Source organism: Actinomycetospora endophytica, from assembly GCF_021026375.1.
Classification (GTDB): domain Bacteria; phylum Actinomycetota; class Actinomycetes; order Mycobacteriales; family Pseudonocardiaceae; genus Actinomycetospora; species Actinomycetospora endophytica.
In genome coordinates, this window is the sequence record NZ_JAJNDB010000012.1 from 26,345 (window position 1) to 46,601 (window position 20,257).

Genomic DNA, 20,257 nt, shown 5'->3' on the forward strand with positions numbered 1-20,257 from the left:
CGCAGTCGCTGCGCCCGGCGCGGGAAGGCAGGACACATGGCACTGGCCGACAAGCTGGCACCGACGCCCCTGCTAGCCGAGAATCCGGAGACACCGGATGATCTCGGCGTGGGGCGCGGAGGATTCCTCCCGCTATGGGCAATAGCCGGTGGGCTCTGGATCGTGTTCGTCGTGCAGGCGCTGGCCCGGTGGGTGGCCTCGGGCACCGAGTTCGGGCCAGCACCGATCCTCGACTCGGACACCTTCGACGGTGTCCAGCTGATGCTCCTGCGGGTCATCGAAGTTGCCAGCGTGCTCGTCCTGATCGCCACCGTCTGGGTCTTCCTGGTCCGGCCCTACCTCGCGCACCGGCGGCTCGGCCTGGACGGCAAGATCGTCATCGGGTCGCTGCTGGCCGCGGCGATCGACCCGCTGATCAACTACTTCCACTACACGTTCGCCTGGAACGCCCACGCCTGGAACCTCGGGTCCTGGTTGGGATCGTTCCCGCTGGCCCAGGGACCCACCCACTACGGCGAGGGCCTGGCGTGGTTCATACCCCAGTACCTCTATCTCGGGATCGGGCTGGCCTCCATCGAGGGCCGCATCATCCTGGCGCTACGCCGAAGGTATCCCGGCGTCCCCGACGTGCGGGCGTTCGCGGTCGCCAGCGGCTCGATCTTCATCGCCGACTGTCTGCTCGAGCAGGTGTTCATCCGCGCCGGGGTGTACGCGTTCCCCCGCACGTGGTCCGCGCTGACGCTCTTCGCCGGCACCCCCTACCAGTTCCCGATCTACGAGAGCCTGTTCGTCGCCGTCTATGCCACCGGGTTCACCGCGCTGCGGATGTCGGCGCTGGACCACCCCAGCGGGCTCTCCTTCGTCGAACGCGGCGTCGAGCGGTGGCGGCCCTCGCTGCAGACCCCGATCACCCTGCTCGGCGTAATCGGATTCTGCGCCGTCTGGGCCGCGCTGGCCTATTTCCTGCCCTGGAGCTGGATGTCCAACAATCCCGACTCCCTGATCCACATCCCCTCCTACATGACACCCGGACCGCCGAGCCACTGAGTTCGACTGAATCACCGATGACCACCGCCGATACACCGGCGCCACGGAAATATCCCAACCATGTCGAGAACCGTTACCGCGCAACTCGTCGCCCTCGCGCTCATCGTCGTGGTCCTCGTCCTTGAGATCTGCTGGCCGGACACGGTCCGCCGCGTGACCAGCGTCATCGGGTACGCGGTGTACAGCGTGACGCTCGAGTTCTCGACATTCATCCGCACCATCGGAATGCCCCGCTAGACCGAACTGGGATCAGGCATTGGCCAAGGAGGGCGCGTGCGCACTCAAACGCTGCGGCACATCGGCTACCGGTACCGGGCCTGTCACCGACCGGCTCCACCCGCGGCCTCGTCGGCCGCGGGCAGCGCTGTGGCTCGGGCTCCGGCTCGACGACCGGGGCGGCTGCCGCCGTCAATGCCCTAGGCTTGACGGCCGGCTCGGTCGGCTTCCGCCGCCCGCTTCACCCCGCTCCCCGCCGACTTACCCGCCAAGGCGACTCCCACGAGGTGGTGGTGGACATCCGGGCAGGTCAGGTACTACGTGGCCCACTTGGGGGTATGGCTCAGCCGGAGGCGATCACCCCGGCGACGACGCCGCACGGCCACCGCGCACCGCAGCCCGAGCACGCCGAGGCCTGCTCGTCACTGGCCGGCTGGTGCTCGAGCAGCAGCCGGTCGTGGACGCGGACGAGCTCGGCGTGACCGGGGTGCGGTCCCACGAGCCGTGGGCGCCGATGAGTGCGCCGGTGCCCCAGCCGTCGGGGAGCGGGCTGGTGGTGAAGCTGAGCCCGAGCGGGGCGGAGTGCGCGCCCATGCCCTGCTCGATGGGCGCGAGCGTGGTGCAGTCGAGCTGGCTGCCGTCGGCGTTGGCCATCGAAACGGATCATGCCACCCGAACGGCGACGAGCTGCGCATTACGAGAATGTTCGTCTCCGTGAGCGGCACGCTCACTGCGTCCATCGGTGCACGTCGTCGGCCACATGGTGCTCACCGAGTTCCACCGGTGCACGGTGCTTCGTTCCACGACCCGTTCCACGGCCCGAGACAACCGCTTCATCCTGGGCCGAACCATCGGGCAGCGATCGATGCACCCTCTACCTCGACGGCACCGGCTCGCTCGTCCACGAATCACACCCCGCGGGGGGATCGACGATCACTTCGAGCCCTCGCCCACCACGGGAACCCTCATGCTGGCTCCCAGCCCGCCATGGGCGCCGCCACGCGCGGGCCGTTCAGCTCGGACGAGATCGTGGGCTTCGCTCGGCTGGGCGACCGTGACGGTGGGGACGCCGTCGCTGGTCATCGCGCCCTTTCCGCTTCATCGTCGTGCCGACCTGGTGAGCGGTGACGATGTGCGAACGAGGTCCGGAGGGGATCCTCCGGAACCCTCCGCGGCGAGGCTAGTGTGACGCTGGGTGGGTCGGCCGGGGGCGTGGTTCGCAGCTCCGTTCACCCCACCGGCCCACCCGTAATAAATCAAGAAACATGCAGTAACAAGCTCCGCCAGACGGCCGATGGTCGGGATGCGAACCACGCAAGATCCTCGACTGTTCTCGAACGGAGCGGCATGTCCGTCACCCCGCAAGCACCCGACGCCCCCGACCGCGACACCGACGCCACCCGCGGCGTCTACGTCCCCCGGCAGCAGGGCGCCGGCAACGTCCCGCCGTGGACCCCGCAGCCCCCACAGGGCCAGGGCCAGCAGCCGCCGAAGCGACCCACCCGCTGGCCGTTCATCGTCATGGGCATCGCGGTCGTGATCGCGCTCATCGCGCTGACTGTGCACGGCGCGCAAACCACCACCTCAGCGGCCACCACGCCCGCCTACACCGCCCCGAGTGCCCCGGCCTACACCGCGCCGGCCGCCCCGCAATACAGCCCTCCCAGCTACAGCGCCCCCACCTACCAGGCGCCCTCCAGCGACAGCAGCAGCACCGGCAGCTCGAGCGGATCCACCACCACCGGGCCGTCCACCTACACCTACAAGATCACCGGACCGAGCCGGGCGATGATCACCTACACCAAGGCCAACTTGCAGATCGCCCAGGAGTCCTCGGCGAAGGTCCCCTGGACCAAGACCGTCGACAAGAGCGGCGGCTCGTTCTCGGTCGCCTCCCTGACCGCCCAGAACTCCGGGTCCGGCACCATCTCGTGCTCCATCACCGATGACGAGACCGGCGCCGTCATCGCCTCCAACAGCTCCGAAGGCCCTTACGCCGTCGTCACCTGCAGCGGCTCCTGACCCGCCGCCGGCCCACCAAGTCCAGCGCCCCCGTCCCACCGTGCAGGACGGGGGCGCTGTCATGGCCTGGAAGTACCAGCCGCCCAGCATTGCCAAGTCGGCGGCCTCCATGGCCGGGGATACACCCGCGCTGGCCGAGGTGATGTCCGCGGCGGTGGTGCACCGCGTGCCCGGCACCAACCCACTCTCCGGGGACCACAAGGGCCGGGACGCGGTGTTCGCCCTCGACGCCCAGACCATGGAGCGCCCCGCCCGAACCTTCAGAGTCGATCTTCAGGACGTCCGGGACGGGACGAGGGCGGCGGGCCGGTGGTGGCCGGCCACCGAGCCACCGGCCAGCGGGAAGGACGGTCCCTGGATCTGATGTCCACGATCGTGTTCACCGTCGTCGGCGGCCGGGCGGTCGAGCTGGACGAAACCGGGACGACATCGCCGTGCTGGACGCTTTCTGGGGCTGAGCCGCGCCGTCCACGACCCACCCGACACGCTGCCCCAAGGCGGACAGCTCTCTGCCCATGACCAGCGGCCCGAGCATCTGCGTGCTCAGGACGGGCCGTCAAGCCCGCGACACAGCCGGCATGACAACCCCCGCCGAGCAGAGGGCGTGACCTGCGGTCACCTCGTCGCCTGCGGGTAGGGGAGAAGGCGCGGCCGTATCAGGCGACGGTGACCGCCCCCGCCTCACGGTCGGGGGCGAACCTCGCGCACCGGTAGTCAGACGCACGATGAACCGGGCGGACGGCGGCTCCGTGAGGCTCGTCGCACCCATATCACAAGACCGCTCGACGACGGTCGTAATGAGGCGGGCCGTCCCGACGATTGTGTGGTTGCGACCCACGCAATCACCACCTCGGAACGGAACAGCCCGGCTGTCGAGCGCCCGAGGCGGTGGGGCTCGCCACGGGTGCTTCGCGAACTCGAGCGCCCTCGGGACGAGGACGGGCTCGTCGAGCAAGGGTTCACCTGGGGCTATCCGGGCGGCATGGGCCCGCAGACCACAGGGGACGCGGTGCTCTCCGACGCCCTCCTGTTCACCGTGTGCATCCGCGATAAGGGGGACCTCAAGCAACTCGCCCTCGACTTCTGCGAGGATGTGATCGCGCACCTGCCGCCACAAGATCAGCAGTGGCGGATGAGCTGGCCCACCGCGCTGTAGTGGGTGCGGGGCTGGTACATCGGTCATCACCGGTTGCCGCTGGCCGAGGCGGTCCGCAAGCTGCCTCCGACCGGCGGTGGCCTCACCGACCCGGCACACTGGCAATAGGGCAGGCGCCGCCCACGGTGCCCGACTTGCCGCCCAAAGGTCAGGGCGTGTTGCGCAGCCGTGACCGAAAGCTGGGCATCTCGGGCTACAGAACGATCTATTCGGGAAGAGGCCCCCCGGTTGGGAAGCCCCCCGGCCCGCAGTAGGGCGGGCAAATCTCTACGTGAGCAGGAGTCGTCCTGGTCGTCGTCCCCGGCCGGACCGGGTTCAGAGAGGTCACCGGCGACAGACTCGGCTTGGTGGTGTCGGTCAGCGTCGTCTTCGTCGTCGTGGGAGCTGAGCCCCCGCCGGACGGCACGATCGTCGCTCCGCAGAACGGCGCCACGACGACCGACTGGTTGCCGTAATTGTTGCACTCTCCGCCAGTTGGCTGGTTTGCGTTCGCTAGCGGAATCCCCACTCCGAACCCGGCGCCCGCGACCGCCAGACCGCCGACCGCTGCCGCTACCTTTGCCCTCATCGGCCCCCTCCCCACGAGCATGTGTGACCCGTGTAACGAGAGTCACCCGCAAGGGGATGCGGGTCAGGAGAACCGGCCCGAGAGCGTGCATGCCGGACGATCTTGCATTGCAGGTTCTTCGGACGCTTCATGAGGCCGTGGGTCTTCAGGTAGGTTCCGTCCGCCAGCGGTCGGGACGTGGTGGAAGGCGCGGGCGACAGCCTTCCGTGCCGCCTCCTTCGTCACCTTCGCCATCTGTCGCGCCCCGGCGGGACACTCGAAGCTAGCCGCCGCTACTGCCGGTGCCGGTGCCGGTACCCCTACTGGGACCGCTGCCCGAGCTGGGACCCATGACCGCGCTGGGGGTACCCCTGCTATGAGCGGCGGTGCTAGGCGTGCTGGTGCTAGATGTGCTGGTGCTCGATGAGCTGGTGCTCGATGCGCCTGTGGTAGTCGGAACGGTGCTGGACGGGATGGTCGTCGCAGTTACTTCCGAACCGCTGCCAGATCCCCCGAGTTGGCTACCGGCCTGCTGGCTCGGCAACGGCGCCTCTAATGGCGCCTTGTTCGTGCCCAGCAAGAGTTCCGGACCCTCGCTCGATGCCCCGTCGAGGCCAACCCCAACCTTCTCATAACTATTCTCAGGGAATACGAGCGCGGCACTGAATCGACCGTCTGACCCAACCCGAATGGGAGTCAGCGTCATCGAGTTGGGTCGCGGTCCGTTGGCTCTAGCGGAATAGGCCATCAAGAAGTAACGCTCGATGGGGTTCTCAGAGCCCAAACCAGTTACCTGGCCGCTGACCATAGCCACTTGCTGGCCGGTCGGAGTTGCCGACCAATCTATTCCGTTGAGCACTCCGTACGTCGGTCCCGCGTGCAACTGGGGGCCGATGATAGGGCCGTGAGGTACGGGCACTGAGAGCGGGGAACCGGCACCAGTCGATACGCTGCAATCCGGCGGATTGCAATCCATGGGCCCTGGAACAGTAGCCGTGGTTGTGTGCACAACTGATATATTCCTCGGCGTACCATCGTCTCGGAACGTGAGAGATTGATGGAAGGTTCCGTCAGGCTCGACTTGAACCGGGACTGCGGGAAAACTCGACTGTGCATTACCACCGTTCGCTGGGTAAGCGACCAGAAATACGTGCTCCGAAGGATTAAAGCTGTCGACCCGACCATCAACGGTGGCCACCTCCTCGCCGTCAGGGGCGGTGGAGAAACCGACCGATTCTATTGAGCTCGACATTTCCTTCGCCGCGGACGTAGGGGCCGGTACAGGCTCCGCCTTTAGCAAACTGATTCCGGCGGCCCCCAACGTTGCAACGGCTCCGATTAGTGCAGCTAGTATGGGTAGGCCAATTATGATCCACGTTGTGCGTGTTGGCTTTCGGTCGGGCTGGCGATTGCTCGGTTTTCGTGGTGTCGACGAACGTCTATTCTTGCGGTTCCCCATCATTCGTTCCCGCGCAATCGAGAGCTGGAGCTGTCGCCCGAGGTGGCCTCGGCGGGTGATCGAGAGGTTGATGAACGGCGTGCGGGCTCTCGGCCTTGCGCTGCATGATCACGAAACAAGACGGCCCCCCGCGCGTCTGTACTGCACTGTCCGTCTTGATCTGTATCTACCTTCCAAGTCCCTAAGCGTCGCCCTGACGACTACTGACCGCAATATTGTCTACGCCCTCGAGGGTTCTCCTACCCGTTCAGGCTAGGCAGGTAATCGTCTGGGAAGTCATTCGTAATCGACTCCCTCTACGCCTTCGCCGGCTGGGGGAGCCGAGTCGGCGGTCAGGCCCTCGGCGTCTACCTCTAGTACTACAGCCGTACGTATTTTGATCTGCTCGGCGACACCGTCCTGGAGCAGGCCCTGTTCCCATGCCAGACCCACCCGAACGACTCCGGGTACCAGTTCGACGAGCCACGGCGAGGCCGGGAGGGCTTCAACCGATGCAGAGAGGGGTGAATCGGCGGACCAAGTAGAGCTCGAAGAGAGCACGGAGCGCCTCCGTCACACAGACCGCCGTCATCGACACGCTGTGGACAGGTCTGGAGGCGGACGTCAAGAGAGCCGGTATCGCCGGCGCCGGCAGCTCGCCGAAACCCTCCGGGCGATCGCGCAGTTCCAGCCAGCCCGGACACTAGAAGGGGGCGTCGAGCGCACCGCGGCGAACGAGCGCGCTACTTCTCGTCATCGACGACGCGCACGACCGGCCGGACCTCGGGTTCATCGTAGGCAGCATCCGCCGAGCGCGACCCGACCAGCCCCGCCATCGCAGAGGAGATCCTCAGGACGTGCGCCGACGTCGTCACCGGCGACGGCACCACGCCGGCCTCTGAATTTCGGCGGGAGGTACTCCGCGCGCTCGCCGTTCTGCAGCCGCTCCGCGCCGACATCGAGGCCTTCCGCGCGGGGACGACGCGCAGTGACGTCCCGCGCCGGAGCACGACGCCAGCGTCCTCCAGGGTGCCCAGCTCCGCGGACACCGGATCGAGCACAGGCCGGGCGAGGCCACGGGGCGGGTGCATCGGCTGACACCATCGACGCATGCACGTCTCGTTGCGTGTCGCCACGACTCAATGCTGCCGCGGGCGACGCCGACATCGCACCACGCCGGGGCAGCTCACCGACCCGGTGAGGTTCTGTCGACTCGGCCGTCCAGGGACGGTTCGATGCGCGGCCCGCAGGGTGAACAGAGCTCAAGGTGAGACTGGCGGGCGTGGAACACGAGCGTTGCTGGAGCAACGGGCGGCCGCTGCTGGGCGTCCACGTCGCCGGCCTCGGGTTGACTCGGCACGCCGCGACGCCCGGGTGGTTGATGCTGCTGGCGGTGGTCGTGCCGTCGATGGTGCTCGGGTGGAGCTGGTTGGACGTCCCGAGGGGTCCCAGCCCGCAAAGACCGTGCGAGCGTCGGGGGTCCGACCGGCTTTGTCCCGGCGGTCGTCGTGGCCGCGGTGTTGTTCGGCGTGCTGCTGGTGTGCGCCGCGATCACGGCCTCGACGCTGCGGCAGTGGGGCCGCCCGATGCTGAACCGGCGCCGCCGCTGAATCGCTACTGCGCGTCGGGGCCCTTATCGGCGTCATCGTCGGCGACGGCCGGCATGACCTCGAGCTGGGCCAGCGAGCGCCAGAATCCTGGCGCCACCACAACCACCAGCCCGCCGACCGAGGCGAACAGCAGACCCGCGGCGGTGTGCAGCCACCACTGCCCGGTCCCGGGGGGATACAGCAGGCCCATCGACATCCACAGCACACCCAACCCGGTCTGCCCGGTGGCCTGGGGTACGCCGACGCGCACCGACCGCGCGGCATACCAGCCGGCCACCAGGCGCTGCCCCGGCGGGACTTGATCGGGGCGGCCCCGCCGCAACGCCCTGCTCAGGGCCCGCCGTTGGGCATGGGGCATCTCCGACCACAGTGTCTCCGGCGACCGCCGGCTCCGGACCGACGAGATCTCGAAACCGGGCCAGATCGGGGAGCTGTAGAAGAAGACCCCGAAACCGAGGATCAGCCCGCCGGCGACGACGACTCCCGTGGCACCCATCGCGACCCACTGCACCGGGCCGCTGTGTGCGGCAGGAACAACTGACACCACCAGCAGCACCACGATCGTCGCGAGCTCGACCAGTAGCCACCGCCACGACCAGCGCAGCCGCCGAGCCTCCGCTGCGGAGAGCCCGCCGACGGCGTCGGGTTCGGTCACCGAGGCTCCCTTCCTGGTCAGGCGTGCGGGACGTGGACGGTCATGTCCGCCCCGCAGCGCCGAGGATCAGCCACGCCAGCACCGCAAGCGGGACGATCGCGGCGCCCAGCCGCTGGGCGCGGGCCCACCAGCGCTGTGAGCGGGTCGGGTCCCCCGGCGCCGGCGCCGGCCAGCGCCACCACCCCCACACCTGGCCCGGGTCGCGCAGGTCGGTCTCGGGGTGGAATCCGTCGTCGAGCCAGCTCCACCAGCCGGCGCGCCGCCGCCAGGTGCCGCGCGGCGGGGAGGCGTGCGGGCCGGAATGACCGTAGGGCCGGGTGCAGAAGATGCTGTCATCCAACTGGCCGATCGCGGTCCGCGCGTGCGGGTTTCCCCGCACCCGAGCCTGGTGATCGCACCGGTCCACACCCCCGAGCGCCCACCCCGGCCCCGACCCCTCCCTGGCCACGACCCAGCCCGCGACCGGCCGGGGCGGCGGCGACCCGCTCACCGGTGCAGCCGGCTGGCGGCCCGCTCGCCCCGACGGCGCACCAGCACCACCACCCCCACACTCGCCCAGACCGCTGCGGCGACCATCAACCCCAGCATCGCCAGCGTGTAGGTCGCGACGGCCGACGAAGGGCCGGTGGAGGGCACCCGGCCCGCCCGGGCAGCCAGGAACGACACCACCGCCGCAGCCAGCGCCACCCCGATCGCAGCGCCCACCGCGACGAACACCCCCAGCCCGCGCCGGGTCTGCCACCACCGCACGTCGCTCCCCCGCCACGCCCCGCGTGCCCCCGGTTTCCGGGCCGTCCTGAGGTGATCGTGCGCCCTACCCGAACGTTTCTCGAAGATCCCGAATCGTGACCCACAGGCCGGAGATCGGCATGGGCAGCGTCCTGCCAAGCGATCGCGGCTGGCGCCTCTGGGCACTACCGCTCCGCAGCGGCATGATCAGCCGGGCGGGAGCAGTCTGTAGCGACGCCAAACGGGACCAAATATGAGTCGTGGCGGCCTTGGCCCATCGCGGCGTCTCGCGGGACAAGCCCGACGCCGGTGACCTGACGCCAACGAAGCGTCAGCGGGCCCGGCACACGATGTTTCTTGCTCATATCGAGCAGGCCGGAGTGGCCGGCCCGCCGCGCGAGACACCGGACTCACCTTGAACGAGAACATCGCCGAGCTGCACCGCCGCATCAGGAGCAACCCCAGCCAGATGGCCGCGCAGGAGCTGCCCAGTCGCCTGCAGAGCACGCCCGCCGTGTTCTGCCACACCGAGCGCGGGCCGGTGTGCGAGGTCTGCGGGACCGGACCGTTCGTCGATGACGACGCGGAGACCAGCCACCGCGCGTAGCACTGGACGTTCCCGCGTGGCGCCTGAGCCGTCAGCCGGTCAGCTCCGGGTCGACCAGCCCGTTCGGGACCATCAGCTCGATGTCCATGTCAAGCACGGGCGGCGTGGCTCGCCGCGCCGCCCGCAGGTCGGCGCGCATCGACTCGGTTGCGGCTTCTGATCCGTAGTTACGTGCCTACCGCATGCATGCCGGGTTTGATGGGCAACGGTGGGCATCACAGGTGATCGTTTGGGCATGACGGGCGATGGTGGGAAGCAGTTCGTGGATCAGATCGTGGATCGAGATCAACTGGAGATCGCCACGACCCGGGGTTCACGTCTCGGCCGCTTGCCGCCCCGGGGTGATCGCACCGCTCATCCGCCGGCGGACGGCGGCAGCACGTCGAGGACCGCCCCGTCATCGACGGCTACAGAGCGCTCGTGCACCGCGACTTTGTCGAGCAGGAAGCTCGACGCCGCGAGGACACGTGCCAGCGCGTCACCATGGGTCGCGGTGAGGGTGGCAACGAGGTCGTCGACGGATGTCCCGGGAGCCAGCGCGACCCGCTCAGACGGGGTGCCGGCCGCGGCCTTCGCGCCACCGAAGTACCGCACCGTCGCGTGACCGCACCACAGTGCACCGGTGTTCTGCGTTTCGCACCACACCCCGCACGACGGCAGCCCCGGGCTCCGGCAGCGGTTTCCGGCGAACGACGGCGGGACATCGCGTCTCGCCGGTGCTCACCGGGCGAGGCGTGGGAAGAGCGTCGCTGCGTTGGTGCGGTCGATTGCCGAGCTGGCCGAGGGGTCGGCTGCACCGCTGGTGAGGTATTTGTCGAGTCCGTCGGTGAAGTAGGTGACCGCGCTGGCCGGGGCGAAGGGCCAGTCGCTGCCGTAGAGGATGTGGTCGGGGCGGGCGAAGGCGAGCAGCGAGGGCAGGGCGGAAGGGCTGCCGGACAGGGCGGTGTCGTAGTAGAAGGTGCGGAAGTCCTCGAGGACGTCGGTGATGTCGCGGCCGGCTTCGAGGGCCATGCCGGTGGCCATGCGGTGGGCGGCGTAGGGCACGAATCCGCCGGCGTGGGAGAGGATCATCCGGAGGTTCGGGTGGCGGGCGACGACGCCGTTGCGGACCAGGAGAAATGCGGCGCGCGAGGTGTCGAGCAGGAAGTCCGCGGCGAAGGGCGGAATGCCGTCGACGGGCGCGGCGGGCAGGTCGGCGGGGTGGATGAAGACCACGAGGTTGCGGCGGGCGAGTTCGGCCATGACCGGGTCGAACGCCGGTTCGCCGAGGTAGGTGCCCTGGTGGTTGGCCAGGAGCACCACGCCGTCGGCGTGCAGGTCGTCGTCGGCGTGGGCGATGGCTTCGAGGGCGGCGTCGACGTCGGGCAGCGGCACCGAGGCGAACATCCCGAACCGCTCGGGTCGGTCCTTGACCAGTTCGGCGTGGGCGTCGTTGAGCCGGACGGTGAGCTCGCGGGCTTCGACGGGGTCGCCCAGGTGGGTGCCGGGGGTGGAGAGCGAGAGAACGCCGGTTGCGATGCGGTGCTCGTCCATCATCGCGATTGCAGCCTCGGGGCTCCAGTCCGGCAATGCCCGCCCGCCGGCTTCGGCGATGCCGTGTCGCCGGAGGGCGGAGAGGTAGTTGCCAGGGAGCAGGTGCTGGTGGACATCGATGCGACCGGTGGCCGCGTCGGGCGCGTTCATGCTGTTCTCCTCGCTCTGGTCGATGTCGCTCCGAGCGCCGGTGCGGCGACGGCGCCGCCAGCGGTGCCAGCGGTGGCGGTCACGGTTCGGCGCGATCGGCGAAAGCGCGGATCGCGGCGTAGTCGTTGACCGAGTCCGGGCTGATTACTTCGCTCACCGGGTGGCCGCGAAGGATCTTCTTGATGGGCGTCTCGAGCTTCTTGCCGGTGAGGGTGCGGGGCACGGCGGGGACAGCGTCGATCGTGTCGGGGACGTGCCGGGGAGAGAGCTGTTCGCGGAGTGCCCGGCGAATTCGGGCGCGTAGGGCGTCGCCGAGGTCGGCTCGGTCGCCGAGTACGAGGAACAGCATGAGCCGGCCCGGGCCGCCGTCGCGGTCCTCGAGGTGGACGACGAGGCTGTCGTCGATCTCGGGGAGCTCTTCGACCACGGTGTAGAACTCGGCGGTGCCGAGCCGTACTCCGCCGCGGTTGAGGGTGGCATCGGAGCGTCCGCTAATGACGAAGCTGCGGTGCGGAGAGACGGTGACCCAGTCGCCGTGGCACCAGATGCCGGGATAGGTCTCGAAGTAGGTCGACCGGTAGCGCCGGTCGTCGGGGTCGTTCCAGAACCGCACGGGCATCGAGGGCATCGGCTCGCGGATCACCAGTTCGCCGAGGCTGCCGATGACTTCCCGGCCATCGGGGTCGAAGGCGGCGGCGTCCACGCCGAGGCAGGGTCCGGCCAGTTCGCCGCGGTAGACCGGCAGCCACGGAGAGCCGCCGATGAAGCCGGAGCAGATGTCGGTGCCGCCGCTCATCGGGTTGATCAGCAGGTCCGGTCCGAGCTGATGCGCGACCCAGTCGAAGCCGGTCCCGGGCAGTGGGGCACCGGTGACGCCCAGGGTGAGCAGCGAGGACAGGTCGAGGTCTCGGGCGGGTTCGACGCCGGCGCTGCGGCAGGCCATGAGATAGCCGGGGCTGGTGCCGAGCAGTGTCGCTCGGGTGGCGGCGGCGATGCGCCACTGCTCGAGCAGGTCGGGGTAGGTGGGGTTGCCGTCGACGAGCACGATGGTCGCTGCGTGCAGCAGGCCCGAGACGAGGACGTTCCACATCATCCACGCGGTGGTGGTGAACCAGAGGAAGCGGTCACCGGGCTGGGTGTCCATGCCCAGGGCGTGGCTCTTGAGGTGCTCGAGCAGGATGCCGCCGTGCCCGTGCACGATCGCTTTGGGCAGCCCGGTGGTGCCGGAGGAGAACAGCACGTAGAGCGGGTGATCGAACGGGACGGCGTCGAAGGTCAGCGGCGCGGTCTGCGCGGTGAGTTCGTCCCAGTCGAGGGCGTCGGCCACGCGGTGGGGTCCATAGGGCACTCCCACGACGTGTTCGACGGTGGGTAGGCCGGCGCGGATGGCGGCGACGTCGGAGGTCTTGTCGATGTTCTTGTCGCCGTAGCGGTAGCCGCCGATGGTGATCAGGACGGTGGGTTCGATCTGGGCGAAGCGGTCGATCACGCTGCGGGCGCCGAACTCGGGCGCACACGAGGCCCAGGTCGCGCCGAGCGAGGCGCAGGCGAGGAACGCGACCAGGGTCTCGGGGATGTTGGGCAGGTAAGCCACGACGCGGTCGCCGCGGGTCACGCCGCAGCGTTGCAGCCCGGCGCGGGCCCGGGCGACCTGCTCGGCGAGCTCACCGAAGGTCAAGGTGACCGGGTCGCGGGTCTGGGAGTGGGCGATCACCGCGACCTGGTCGGTGTCGTCCGGACCGCCCAGCATGTGTTCGGCGTAGTTCAGGTGTGCGCCCGGGAACCACTGCGCGCCGGGCATGTCCCGGGCGCCCAGGACGGTGTCGTAGTTGCCGCGGACACCGAAGTAGTCCCAGATCGAGGACCAGAAGCCTTCGAGGTCGCTCACCGACCATGTCCACAGCTGCTGGTAGTCATCGAAGGTCAGTCCGCGTTTGGTGGCCAGCCACCGCACGTAGTGGCCGATCCCGGTGGCGTCGAGGACGTCGTCGGCCGGGACGCGCAGCACCGTTGCCGGGCTGGTGGCCGGAGGTTCGGGTTCAGCCATCGTCGTGGGCGCCGGTCATGAGCTCGGCCAGGTCGTCGGGCTGGAGGAACGACGGCGGCGGTGGCGGCCCCCAGGAGTAGAGACTCTTCTCGCCGGCCACGACGCCGGGCTCCCAGATCTGGTCGTCGGGGATGCAGTCGATGTCGGAGTAGTACTCGGAGAAGTTCCCGGCCGGGTCGCGCAGGTACCAGAAGAAGTTCGAGCCGATGTAGTGGCGGCCCAGCCCCCAGGTGTGTCGTTCGGGGTGGTTCTCCAGCATCGCCGTGGCGCCGCGCCCGACCTCGTCGACGTCGTCGACCTCCCAGGATGTGTGGTGCAGGAAGCCGACCGGGGCCTGCTGGACCAGGACGTTGTGGTGGTCGGTGGAACACCGCAGGAACGAGGCCAGCCCGGGGGCTTCGTCGCTGACCTTGAAGCCCAGTCCCTGGGTGAAGAACCGTTGGGTAGCGTTCTGGTCGACCGATCCGAATACGACGTGTCCGAGCTTGCGGGGGCGGACCGGGTCGGGCCGCAGGATCCCCGGGGCTCGCACCCCGGCCCGCCGGGCATCGCCGGGGGCGTTGTAGGGCGGGGTCGGGGTCGTGGCCTGCTGGATGCGGGGCGCGACCGAGACGACCACGTGCAGTGCGGTGGCCGGATCGACCGCGCGCAGGGTGTCGCCCTCCCGGCGCGCCTCGATCTCGAGGCGGCCCAGTGACGCGGCGATGCGGTCCAGGTCGTTCGGGTCATCGACTCCCACGCCCAACGACATCAGGCGCCGTCGGGAGCTGTGGCGCACCTCGAGTTGCCGGCCGCCGTCGGCGGTGGCGAAGCGGTGGGCGGCGTCCGGGCCCGGGGAGGGGACGGTCTCGCCGTAGACCGAGGCGACGTCGCTGGGCTGGAGTCCGAACTCGGTGTAGTAGCTGGCGGTCTCGGCGACGTTCGGGACGCCGATGACGATGTCGGTGAGGCGGTGCAGGCCCATCTCGCTGGTCCTCTCAGGCCGCTACGAGCCGGTGACGCATGGTGCCGATGCCCTCGATGGTGGTCGTCAGTTCGTCACCATCGGTCAGGAACCGTTTCGGGTTCCGGGCGCCCCCGACCCCGGCCGGGGTTCCGGTGAAGATGAGGTCGCCGGGCAGCAGCAGCAGCACGGCGGAGAGCCGCGCGACCAGCTCGGGGACCGAGAAGATGAGATCGGACGTGCGACCCTTCTGCATCGACTCCCCGTTGACGCCGCAGCTCAGCGCGATGTCGTCGCGGTTCGAGAACTCCTCAGGGGTCACGATCCACGGACCGGTGGGTCCGAAGCCGGGGAAGGACTTCCCGAGGCTGAACTGGGGGGCCGGGCCCTCCAGCTGCACGGTGCGTTCGGAGAGGTCCTGCCCGGCGGTGAGACCGGCGATGTGCTCCCAGCCCTGTGAGGTGGGGACGTTGCGGGCCGGGCGTCCGATCACGGCGACCAGCTCCACCTCCCAGTCGACCGTCAGGCCGGGCAGCGCGATGTCGCCGGAGGGGCCGGTCAACGAGGACACGAATTTGGTGAAGACCGGCGGTGAGGTGGGCAGGTCGAGACCCGCCTCGGCGGCGTGGTCGCGGTAGTTCAGGCCGATACCGAAGATCTGAGCGGGCGCCGGGACGGGAGCTCGCAGGTCGGCCAGGTCGAAGTCCTGGGCGCGGCTGATGTCTGCCGAGGCCGCCCACTCTCCGAACTCCTGCCACCGGGGGTAGATCGCCTGCGGGTCGGACGAGAAGAGCCCGCCGCTGGCCGATTCGACGTCGAGGGCTCTGTCGTCGACGACGAGGACGAGTCGGTCTCTGAGATTGGCGATGCGCATGCTGTCGGCTCCTCAGGCGGTCTCGGTGGAGAGGATCTGGGCCAGGGCCGCGGTCAGGGCGCCGAGCGGGTCGTCGACGGACCCGGTGGAGCGGAACCCGATGTAGCGGTCCGGGCGCACCAGGACCGCACCGTCGGCAGAGATGCCGCGGTTCTTCAGCCAGGCGCAGCGCACGTCGACGAAGTCGATGTCGGGGTGCTCGGCGTCGAGCATCCCGATCCGGCCGGCGCGCAACGCAAGCCCGGTCTCGGCGGCGAGCTTGCCGGCGGCCTCGACCCAGGCCTGGCCGTCCTCCCCGGCCAGCAGCACGAAGTGACCGCCTTCCACCAGCGTGCCGAGCGGGAGTCGGTCACCGCCGCGTTCGACCCAGGCGTGCGGGAGTGGGTGTCCGGGCTTGGTGCTCGGTTCGTAGAGCCGCACCGGGTCGAGCGGGACGTAGGGCTCGGAGCCGTCGTCGACGACGGCGGTGGAGTCGTAGGTGTAGCCGAACTCCACGTTGTGGTGGCGGAACTCGATGGTCTGCGACCCGATCGCGCAGTTGAGGGCGTGGCGCTTGCGCTGGGAGTCGGGCAGGTCCTCCCAGAGCGGCCGGACCTCGTCCCAGTTCTGCTCGGGAGTCTTGTCCGGGGAGAGCTCGAGGGCCGCGTCGATCGAGAAGTGGTTCATCGCGGCGTTGACCGCAGCGTCGACGTTGGCGCCGTCCACGGGGCGCCGCTCGGCCTCGTAGGTGTCGAGCAGGCCCTCGCCGGCCTGCCCGCCCAGGACGGCGGCGAGCTTCCAGGCGAGGTTGTAGGCGTCGTGGACCGCGCTGTTGAGACCCAGTCCGCCCGTCGGGGGGTGGCGGTGCGCGGCGTCGCCGAGCAGGAAGACACGGCCGCGGCGGAACGCATCCGCCAGCACACCCTCCATGATCCAGGGGCTGACGTGGTGCAGCGTCGGGTCGAAGTCCGGGATGCCCAGGGCGGCGCGGATGCGCTCGAGAACCTTGGCCGGATCGTCGGCGTCCGGGTCGTCGACGTCGAACTGCAGGTGGAACACCCATTCCTCGGACTCGGTGCCCCAGTGCTCCGGGCCCATGGCCACCAGCACCCCCGAGGCCCACGAACCGCCGAAGTCGGGGTTGACCAGCCAGCGGATCAGCACGTCGGGATCGGACAGGTGCGCGGACAGGTCGGCCGAGAGGTGGGTCGAGACCATGCGCATGAGGTTGGTGGGCCCGCTCATGCCCACCCCGATCAGTTCGCCGACCGTGCGGCCCCCGTCGGCCCCGATCACGTACTGGCTGCGCACGGTGTACTGCTCGCCGCTGTCGCGGTCGAGCACGGTTGCCGTCACGCCGTCGGCGTCCTGGGCCAGGTCGACGAGTTCGTGGTGGAACCGGATCGTGGCCGCGGAATACGACTCGGCGTGCGCCTTGAGCAGCGGCTCGAGCCGGATCTGGGGCAGGTTCGCCGTCCGGCACGGGCTGGCGGCGATGAAGTCCGGGTCGGTGTAACCCCCGCCCCACACCTCCAGGCCCCCGAGCCGGCGCCCGTACCCGTCGTGCGGGCCGCCGACCCCGGCGTACCAGCCCGTGGCCTTCATGTTCTCCGGCGGGGTGCTCCGAGCCAGAATCTCCGGGGCCACCCCGAGCTCGGTGAAGATCTCCATTGTGCGCTGGTTGAGCACGTGCGCCTTGGGCAGGACCGACGTCCCGGCATGGCGAGAGATCAACAGCGACGGGACCCCGAGATGCGAGAGCAGCATCGAGGCGGTCAGGCCGCCCCCGCCACCACCGACGATCAACACAGGGGTGTGGGTCTCACGCATCACGTCCTCCTCGACGGACCCGAGCTAAACAACCATGATGAATATGGTGAACGAGTATCGGAAGCCCGCTGGCCGCCTGTCAAGGCATGCGGCATAATCATCATGACGTTTTATGGAGGGGTGGGCATGGCCAGCGACCTGATGCGCGACGGAGCGACTTCGCGGACCGAACGCGCCGCCGCGCGCATCGCCGAGCTGGTCCGCGAGATCGACCCCGGCGGTCGGCTGGGCACCAAGAGCGAGCTGCGTGAGCTGTGTGGGGTCTCGGTCGGCACCTTCAACGAGGCCCTGCGGGTCGTCCAGGCCCGGGGGCTGGTCGCGGTCCGGCCCGGTCCTGGCGGCGGCCTGTTCGCTGCCGAGCAGTCCCCGATGGTCCGGCTCGGCAACTCTGTACTGGCGATCAACACTGATGCCTCGTCGGTGGCTGACGCCGTCCGCATCCGCGACGCCCTGGATCCGCTGCTCATCGCCGACGCGGCCTGGCACTCCTCCCCCGCCGACATCGCCCGCTACCGCGAGCAGATCGCCGCCATGGCCGCCGCGGTCGACACCCTCGACGCCGACGCCTTCATGCAGGCCAACTGGCGACTCCACGAACTGTTCGCCGAGGTCAACCCGAGCACCGTCCTACGGCCGATCTACATGGGCCTCATCGAGATGATCAAGGACCGCACCGTCGCCGTCCTACCCACTGGCGACCAGCCGATCGCCGAGGTCATGGCCGAGCGCTACCGCATCCACGCCGAACTCGTCGACGCCATCGCCGACCGTGACGAAGACCGCGTCGACGACCTGACCCGCCAGCACAGCGTCAAGCACGACTGACGCCCAGCGCCCCATGGCCGCCCGCCCGCGCCCGGGCATTTCGGTTAGCTATGGCAACAACTCGCACCACGACGCCGTTTTCCGGGCAACACTTCGAGGTTCGCACGTAGACCGTGCCCGGCATCACTACGGGTCAGCGTTGGGTGGGCCCCGTCGGACTCGAACCCACAACCAGCGGATCAAGAGGATTCCGGTACCGGCCGACCTCGACCTCTACCCGCAACTATGGCCACGCGGCGCACCTCACCGACAGCTTCCATGCGCACCGGATGACGTCGGTTCGCACCACGACCCGCACCACGCGAAGATCACCAACGAGATCCACGCTCTCGGTTCAGCTCACCGATCTCCGGCACGAGGGTGCAGCCCATCCGTCGGTTCATCCCAACCGCGGCACGGTCGGAGCGTCGATGGGGTCGCCAACCAGGGCGTCTCAGGTATCTACCCGCCTTGCCGCGGTCGACAACCGATGACTCATCCAGGCAGCACCACCAGCGGGCCGGGGCGGGCGGTGGCTCGGGTGGCCCGCTCTGCCCCACGGGGCTCGGGCGCGCCTGCCCAATCCAATGGTGACGTCGTCACGTGGGGTTCGCCCTACCTGAAATCGGTGGGCTCTCTCCGTTGGTGTAGGGCCAACACCAGCGCACCACAACGCCGCTATTTCTCACACTCATCACAGCAGCACCGCGACAGCCCGGACCAACCCTGGTCCGGTATATCGCAGCCCCCGGAATATCACCACACTCCGACCACCACATCGCAATCCGCCACCCTCCAGAAGATCAAATTAGTGGAATCGCCAGCAGAGGAGCATCCGATGACCACCGCCCCGCCCAAAACCATCCAGGGCGACAATCTGCACGTCGTCCAGGAAGCCGACGGTTACGTCCGGGTCCTCAACCAGGATGGAGGGCTCGTCAGCGCCTTCCCGCCCGGGACACCCATCACCGTGGCCGGCAACAACGTGGTGGTCGACGATTTCGGGCAGGACCAGATCACCGTCACCGGGAGCAACGACACCGTTGAAGCATTCTCCGACCACGCGAACATCGACGTCAAAGGCACCCACGACACCACCTATGTCGACGGCTCGGACAGCACCGTCGACGTCAGCGGCAGCGGCGACCAGACCACGACAACCGGTAGCAGCAACAGGGTCTTCGTCAGCGGCGGAAGCGACCAGACCACGCTCGACGGCACCGGCAACGACGCCATCGACAACGGCCTGGGCAACACCACCACCGTCGAGGGTGACCGCAACTTCTTCAGCACCCACGGCTCCAACAATCACCTCACGGTGACCGGGACCAACGCCGCCGGCGACGTCGGGGGCACCGGCAACACCGCCACCATCTCCGGGAGCAACACCAACTTCGCCGTGATCGGGCAAGCCGGCCGGATCGATGTCAACGGCGCCAACAACACCGCCACCGTCTCCGGCGCCAACAACCAATTCACCGTAGAGGGTGACGGCAACACCACCAACACCACCGGGAACGCAAACCACATCCAGATCATCGGGTCGCACGACACCACCACGATCGGCGGAGAGGGCAACATGAGCGTGATCGGCGGCAGCGCCAACACCACCACCGTGACCGGCCAATCTGCCTCCACCGAGGTCACCGGGCTCTCGAACCGCACCGAAGTGACCGGGACCGGCGACGACACCACCGTGGATGGCACCAACAACGTGAGCATCGTGCGCGGCACCCGCGACACCACCCACACCGACCCGGGCAAGGGAAACCAGACCGCCAGCACCCCCGAGAACCCGAGTACCGACCTCGCCGCCCCCCAGAACCTGGCCCACGCCGCCGTCCTGAGCGACAACACCGGCATCGGCGGCGGCCTATCCACCCCCACCACCGGCCACGGCCTGTTCGACCACGACCCCAACACCGGCATCGGCGGCGGCCTATCCACCCCCACCACCGGCCACGGCCTGTTCGACCACGACCCCAACACCGGCATCGGCGGCGGCCTGCCCACCCCCACCACCGGCCACGGCCTGTTCGACCACGACCCCAACACCGGCATCGGCGGCGG

Annotated in this window: 18 protein-coding genes; 8 read left to right on the forward strand and 10 right to left on the reverse strand. The window is 69.0% G+C overall.

What is annotated here, in order from left to right; genetic code table 11:
- Positions 1-162 precede the first annotated feature (162 nt).
- Entirely contained in the window at positions 163-1,047 is an 885-nt protein-coding gene (locus LQ327_RS33310; RefSeq protein ID WP_230741044.1) for a spirocyclase AveC family protein, read from the forward strand.
- A 60-nt stretch (positions 1,048-1,107) separates the two neighbouring features.
- On the forward strand, positions 1,108-1,284 hold the full coding sequence (locus tag LQ327_RS33315; RefSeq protein WP_230741046.1) for a hypothetical protein: 177 nt from the start codon (positions 1,108-1,110) through the stop codon (positions 1,282-1,284).
- A 336-nt stretch (positions 1,285-1,620) separates the two neighbouring features.
- On the opposite strand, the gene LQ327_RS33320 is transcribed toward LQ327_RS33315, so the two are convergent.
- The gene (locus LQ327_RS33320) at positions 1,621-1,917 is read right to left on the reverse strand and encodes a hypothetical protein (RefSeq protein WP_230741048.1); all 297 of its coding nucleotides are present in this window, start codon (positions 1,915-1,917) and stop codon (positions 1,621-1,623) included.
- 693 nt (positions 1,918-2,610) lie between these two features.
- Between LQ327_RS33320 and LQ327_RS33325 the strand changes: the two genes are divergently transcribed.
- From LQ327_RS33325 to LQ327_RS33335, 3 genes are all read left to right on the forward strand, one after another.
- Positions 2,611-3,285, forward strand: coding sequence for an MmpS family transport accessory protein (locus LQ327_RS33325; RefSeq protein WP_230741050.1), 675 nt, complete (start codon positions 2,611-2,613; stop codon positions 3,283-3,285).
- Positions 3,286-3,346: 61 nt separating this feature from the next.
- Positions 3,347-3,649: a nuclear transport factor 2-like protein gene (locus LQ327_RS33330; protein WP_230741052.1), complete on the forward strand. Its 303-nt coding sequence runs from the start codon at positions 3,347-3,349 to the stop codon at positions 3,647-3,649.
- A 540-nt stretch (positions 3,650-4,189) separates the two neighbouring features.
- On the forward strand, positions 4,190-4,441 hold the full coding sequence (locus LQ327_RS33335; RefSeq protein WP_230741054.1) for a DUF6166 domain-containing protein: 252 nt from the start codon (positions 4,190-4,192) through the stop codon (positions 4,439-4,441).
- Positions 4,442-8,040: 3,599 nt separating this feature from the next.
- Here the strand turns inward: LQ327_RS33335 and LQ327_RS33340 are convergent.
- From LQ327_RS33340 to LQ327_RS33350, 3 genes are all read right to left on the reverse strand, one after another.
- Complete coding sequence (locus LQ327_RS33340; protein ID WP_230741057.1) at positions 8,041-8,691, reverse strand: hypothetical protein; 651 nt, start codon at positions 8,689-8,691, stop codon at positions 8,041-8,043.
- 40 nt (positions 8,692-8,731) lie between these two features.
- Positions 8,732-9,031, reverse strand: a complete 300-nt coding sequence (locus LQ327_RS33345; protein ID WP_230741059.1) for a hypothetical protein — start codon at positions 9,029-9,031, stop codon at positions 8,732-8,734.
- Positions 9,032-9,177: 146 nt separating this feature from the next.
- Positions 9,178-9,441, reverse strand: a complete 264-nt coding sequence (locus LQ327_RS33350) for a hypothetical protein (RefSeq protein WP_230741061.1) — start codon at positions 9,439-9,441, stop codon at positions 9,178-9,180.
- Positions 9,442-9,835: 394 nt separating this feature from the next.
- Here LQ327_RS33350 and LQ327_RS33355 point away from each other — a divergent pair, with 394 nt between their 5' ends.
- Complete coding sequence (locus LQ327_RS33355; protein ID WP_230741063.1) at positions 9,836-10,027, forward strand: hypothetical protein; 192 nt, start codon at positions 9,836-9,838, stop codon at positions 10,025-10,027.
- Between the two features lie 354 nt (positions 10,028-10,381).
- Here the strand turns inward: LQ327_RS33355 and LQ327_RS33360 are convergent, their stop codons facing one another.
- From LQ327_RS33360 to LQ327_RS33385, 6 genes are all read right to left on the reverse strand, one after another.
- A complete protein-coding gene (locus tag LQ327_RS33360; protein ID WP_230741065.1) occupies positions 10,382-10,621 on the reverse strand; it encodes a MoaD/ThiS family protein in 240 nt (79 codons plus the stop codon).
- Positions 10,622-10,747: 126 nt separating this feature from the next.
- A complete protein-coding gene (locus LQ327_RS33365) occupies positions 10,748-11,710 on the reverse strand; it encodes an amidohydrolase family protein (RefSeq protein ID WP_230741067.1) in 963 nt (320 codons plus the stop codon).
- A gap of 79 nt (positions 11,711-11,789) precedes the next feature.
- The gene (locus LQ327_RS33370) at positions 11,790-13,757 is read right to left on the reverse strand and encodes an acetoacetate--CoA ligase (protein ID WP_230741069.1); all 1,968 of its coding nucleotides are present in this window, start codon (positions 13,755-13,757) and stop codon (positions 11,790-11,792) included.
- The gene (locus LQ327_RS33375; protein ID WP_230741071.1) at positions 13,750-14,721 is read right to left on the reverse strand and encodes a VOC family protein; all 972 of its coding nucleotides are present in this window, start codon (positions 14,719-14,721) and stop codon (positions 13,750-13,752) included. The genes LQ327_RS33370 and LQ327_RS33375 overlap by 8 nt, the downstream gene beginning before the upstream one ends.
- 13 nt (positions 14,722-14,734) lie before the next feature.
- Positions 14,735-15,574: a fumarylacetoacetate hydrolase family protein gene (locus tag LQ327_RS33380; protein ID WP_230741073.1), complete on the reverse strand. Its 840-nt coding sequence runs from the start codon at positions 15,572-15,574 to the stop codon at positions 14,735-14,737.
- 12 nt (positions 15,575-15,586) lie between these two features.
- Positions 15,587-17,383, reverse strand: a complete 1,797-nt coding sequence (locus tag LQ327_RS33385) for an FAD-dependent monooxygenase (RefSeq protein ID WP_230741075.1) — start codon at positions 17,381-17,383, stop codon at positions 15,587-15,589.
- A 126-nt stretch (positions 17,384-17,509) separates the two neighbouring features.
- Between LQ327_RS33385 and LQ327_RS33390 the strand changes: the two genes are divergently transcribed.
- The gene (locus LQ327_RS33390) at positions 17,510-18,208 is read left to right on the forward strand and encodes a FadR/GntR family transcriptional regulator (RefSeq protein ID WP_230741077.1); all 699 of its coding nucleotides are present in this window, start codon (positions 17,510-17,512) and stop codon (positions 18,206-18,208) included.
- A gap of 817 nt (positions 18,209-19,025) precedes the next feature.
- Positions 19,026-20,257 (forward strand): YdhT family protein (locus LQ327_RS33395; protein ID WP_230741079.1); only part of this gene is annotated, 1,232 nt, incomplete at its 3' end.

Bases quoted from the DNA above. Each gene is read 5' to 3' on its own strand.
- LQ327_RS33390 (WP_230741077.1), top strand. From the start codon at position 17,510: ATGGCCAGCGACCTGATGCGCGACGGAGCGACTTCGCGGACCGAACGC.
- LQ327_RS33385 (WP_230741075.1), bottom strand. From the start codon at position 17,383: ATGCGTGAGACCCACACCCCTGTGTTGATCGTCGGTGGTGGCGGGGGC.
- LQ327_RS33380 (WP_230741073.1), bottom strand. From the start codon at position 15,574: ATGCGCATCGCCAATCTCAGAGACCGACTCGTCCTCGTCGTCGACGAC.
- LQ327_RS33375 (WP_230741071.1), bottom strand. From the start codon at position 14,721: ATGGGCCTGCACCGCCTCACCGACATCGTCATCGGCGTCCCGAACGTC.
- LQ327_RS33315 (WP_230741046.1), top strand. From the start codon at position 1,108: ATGTCGAGAACCGTTACCGCGCAACTCGTCGCCCTCGCGCTCATCGTC.
- LQ327_RS33370 (WP_230741069.1), bottom strand. From the start codon at position 13,757: ATGGCTGAACCCGAACCTCCGGCCACCAGCCCGGCAACGGTGCTGCGC.
- LQ327_RS33365 (WP_230741067.1), bottom strand. From the start codon at position 11,710: ATGAACGCGCCCGACGCGGCCACCGGTCGCATCGATGTCCACCAGCAC.
- LQ327_RS33320 (WP_230741048.1), bottom strand. From the start codon at position 1,917: ATGGCCAACGCCGACGGCAGCCAGCTCGACTGCACCACGCTCGCGCCC.
- LQ327_RS33325 (WP_230741050.1), top strand. From the start codon at position 2,611: ATGTCCGTCACCCCGCAAGCACCCGACGCCCCCGACCGCGACACCGAC.
- LQ327_RS33330 (WP_230741052.1), top strand. From the start codon at position 3,347: ATGGCCTGGAAGTACCAGCCGCCCAGCATTGCCAAGTCGGCGGCCTCC.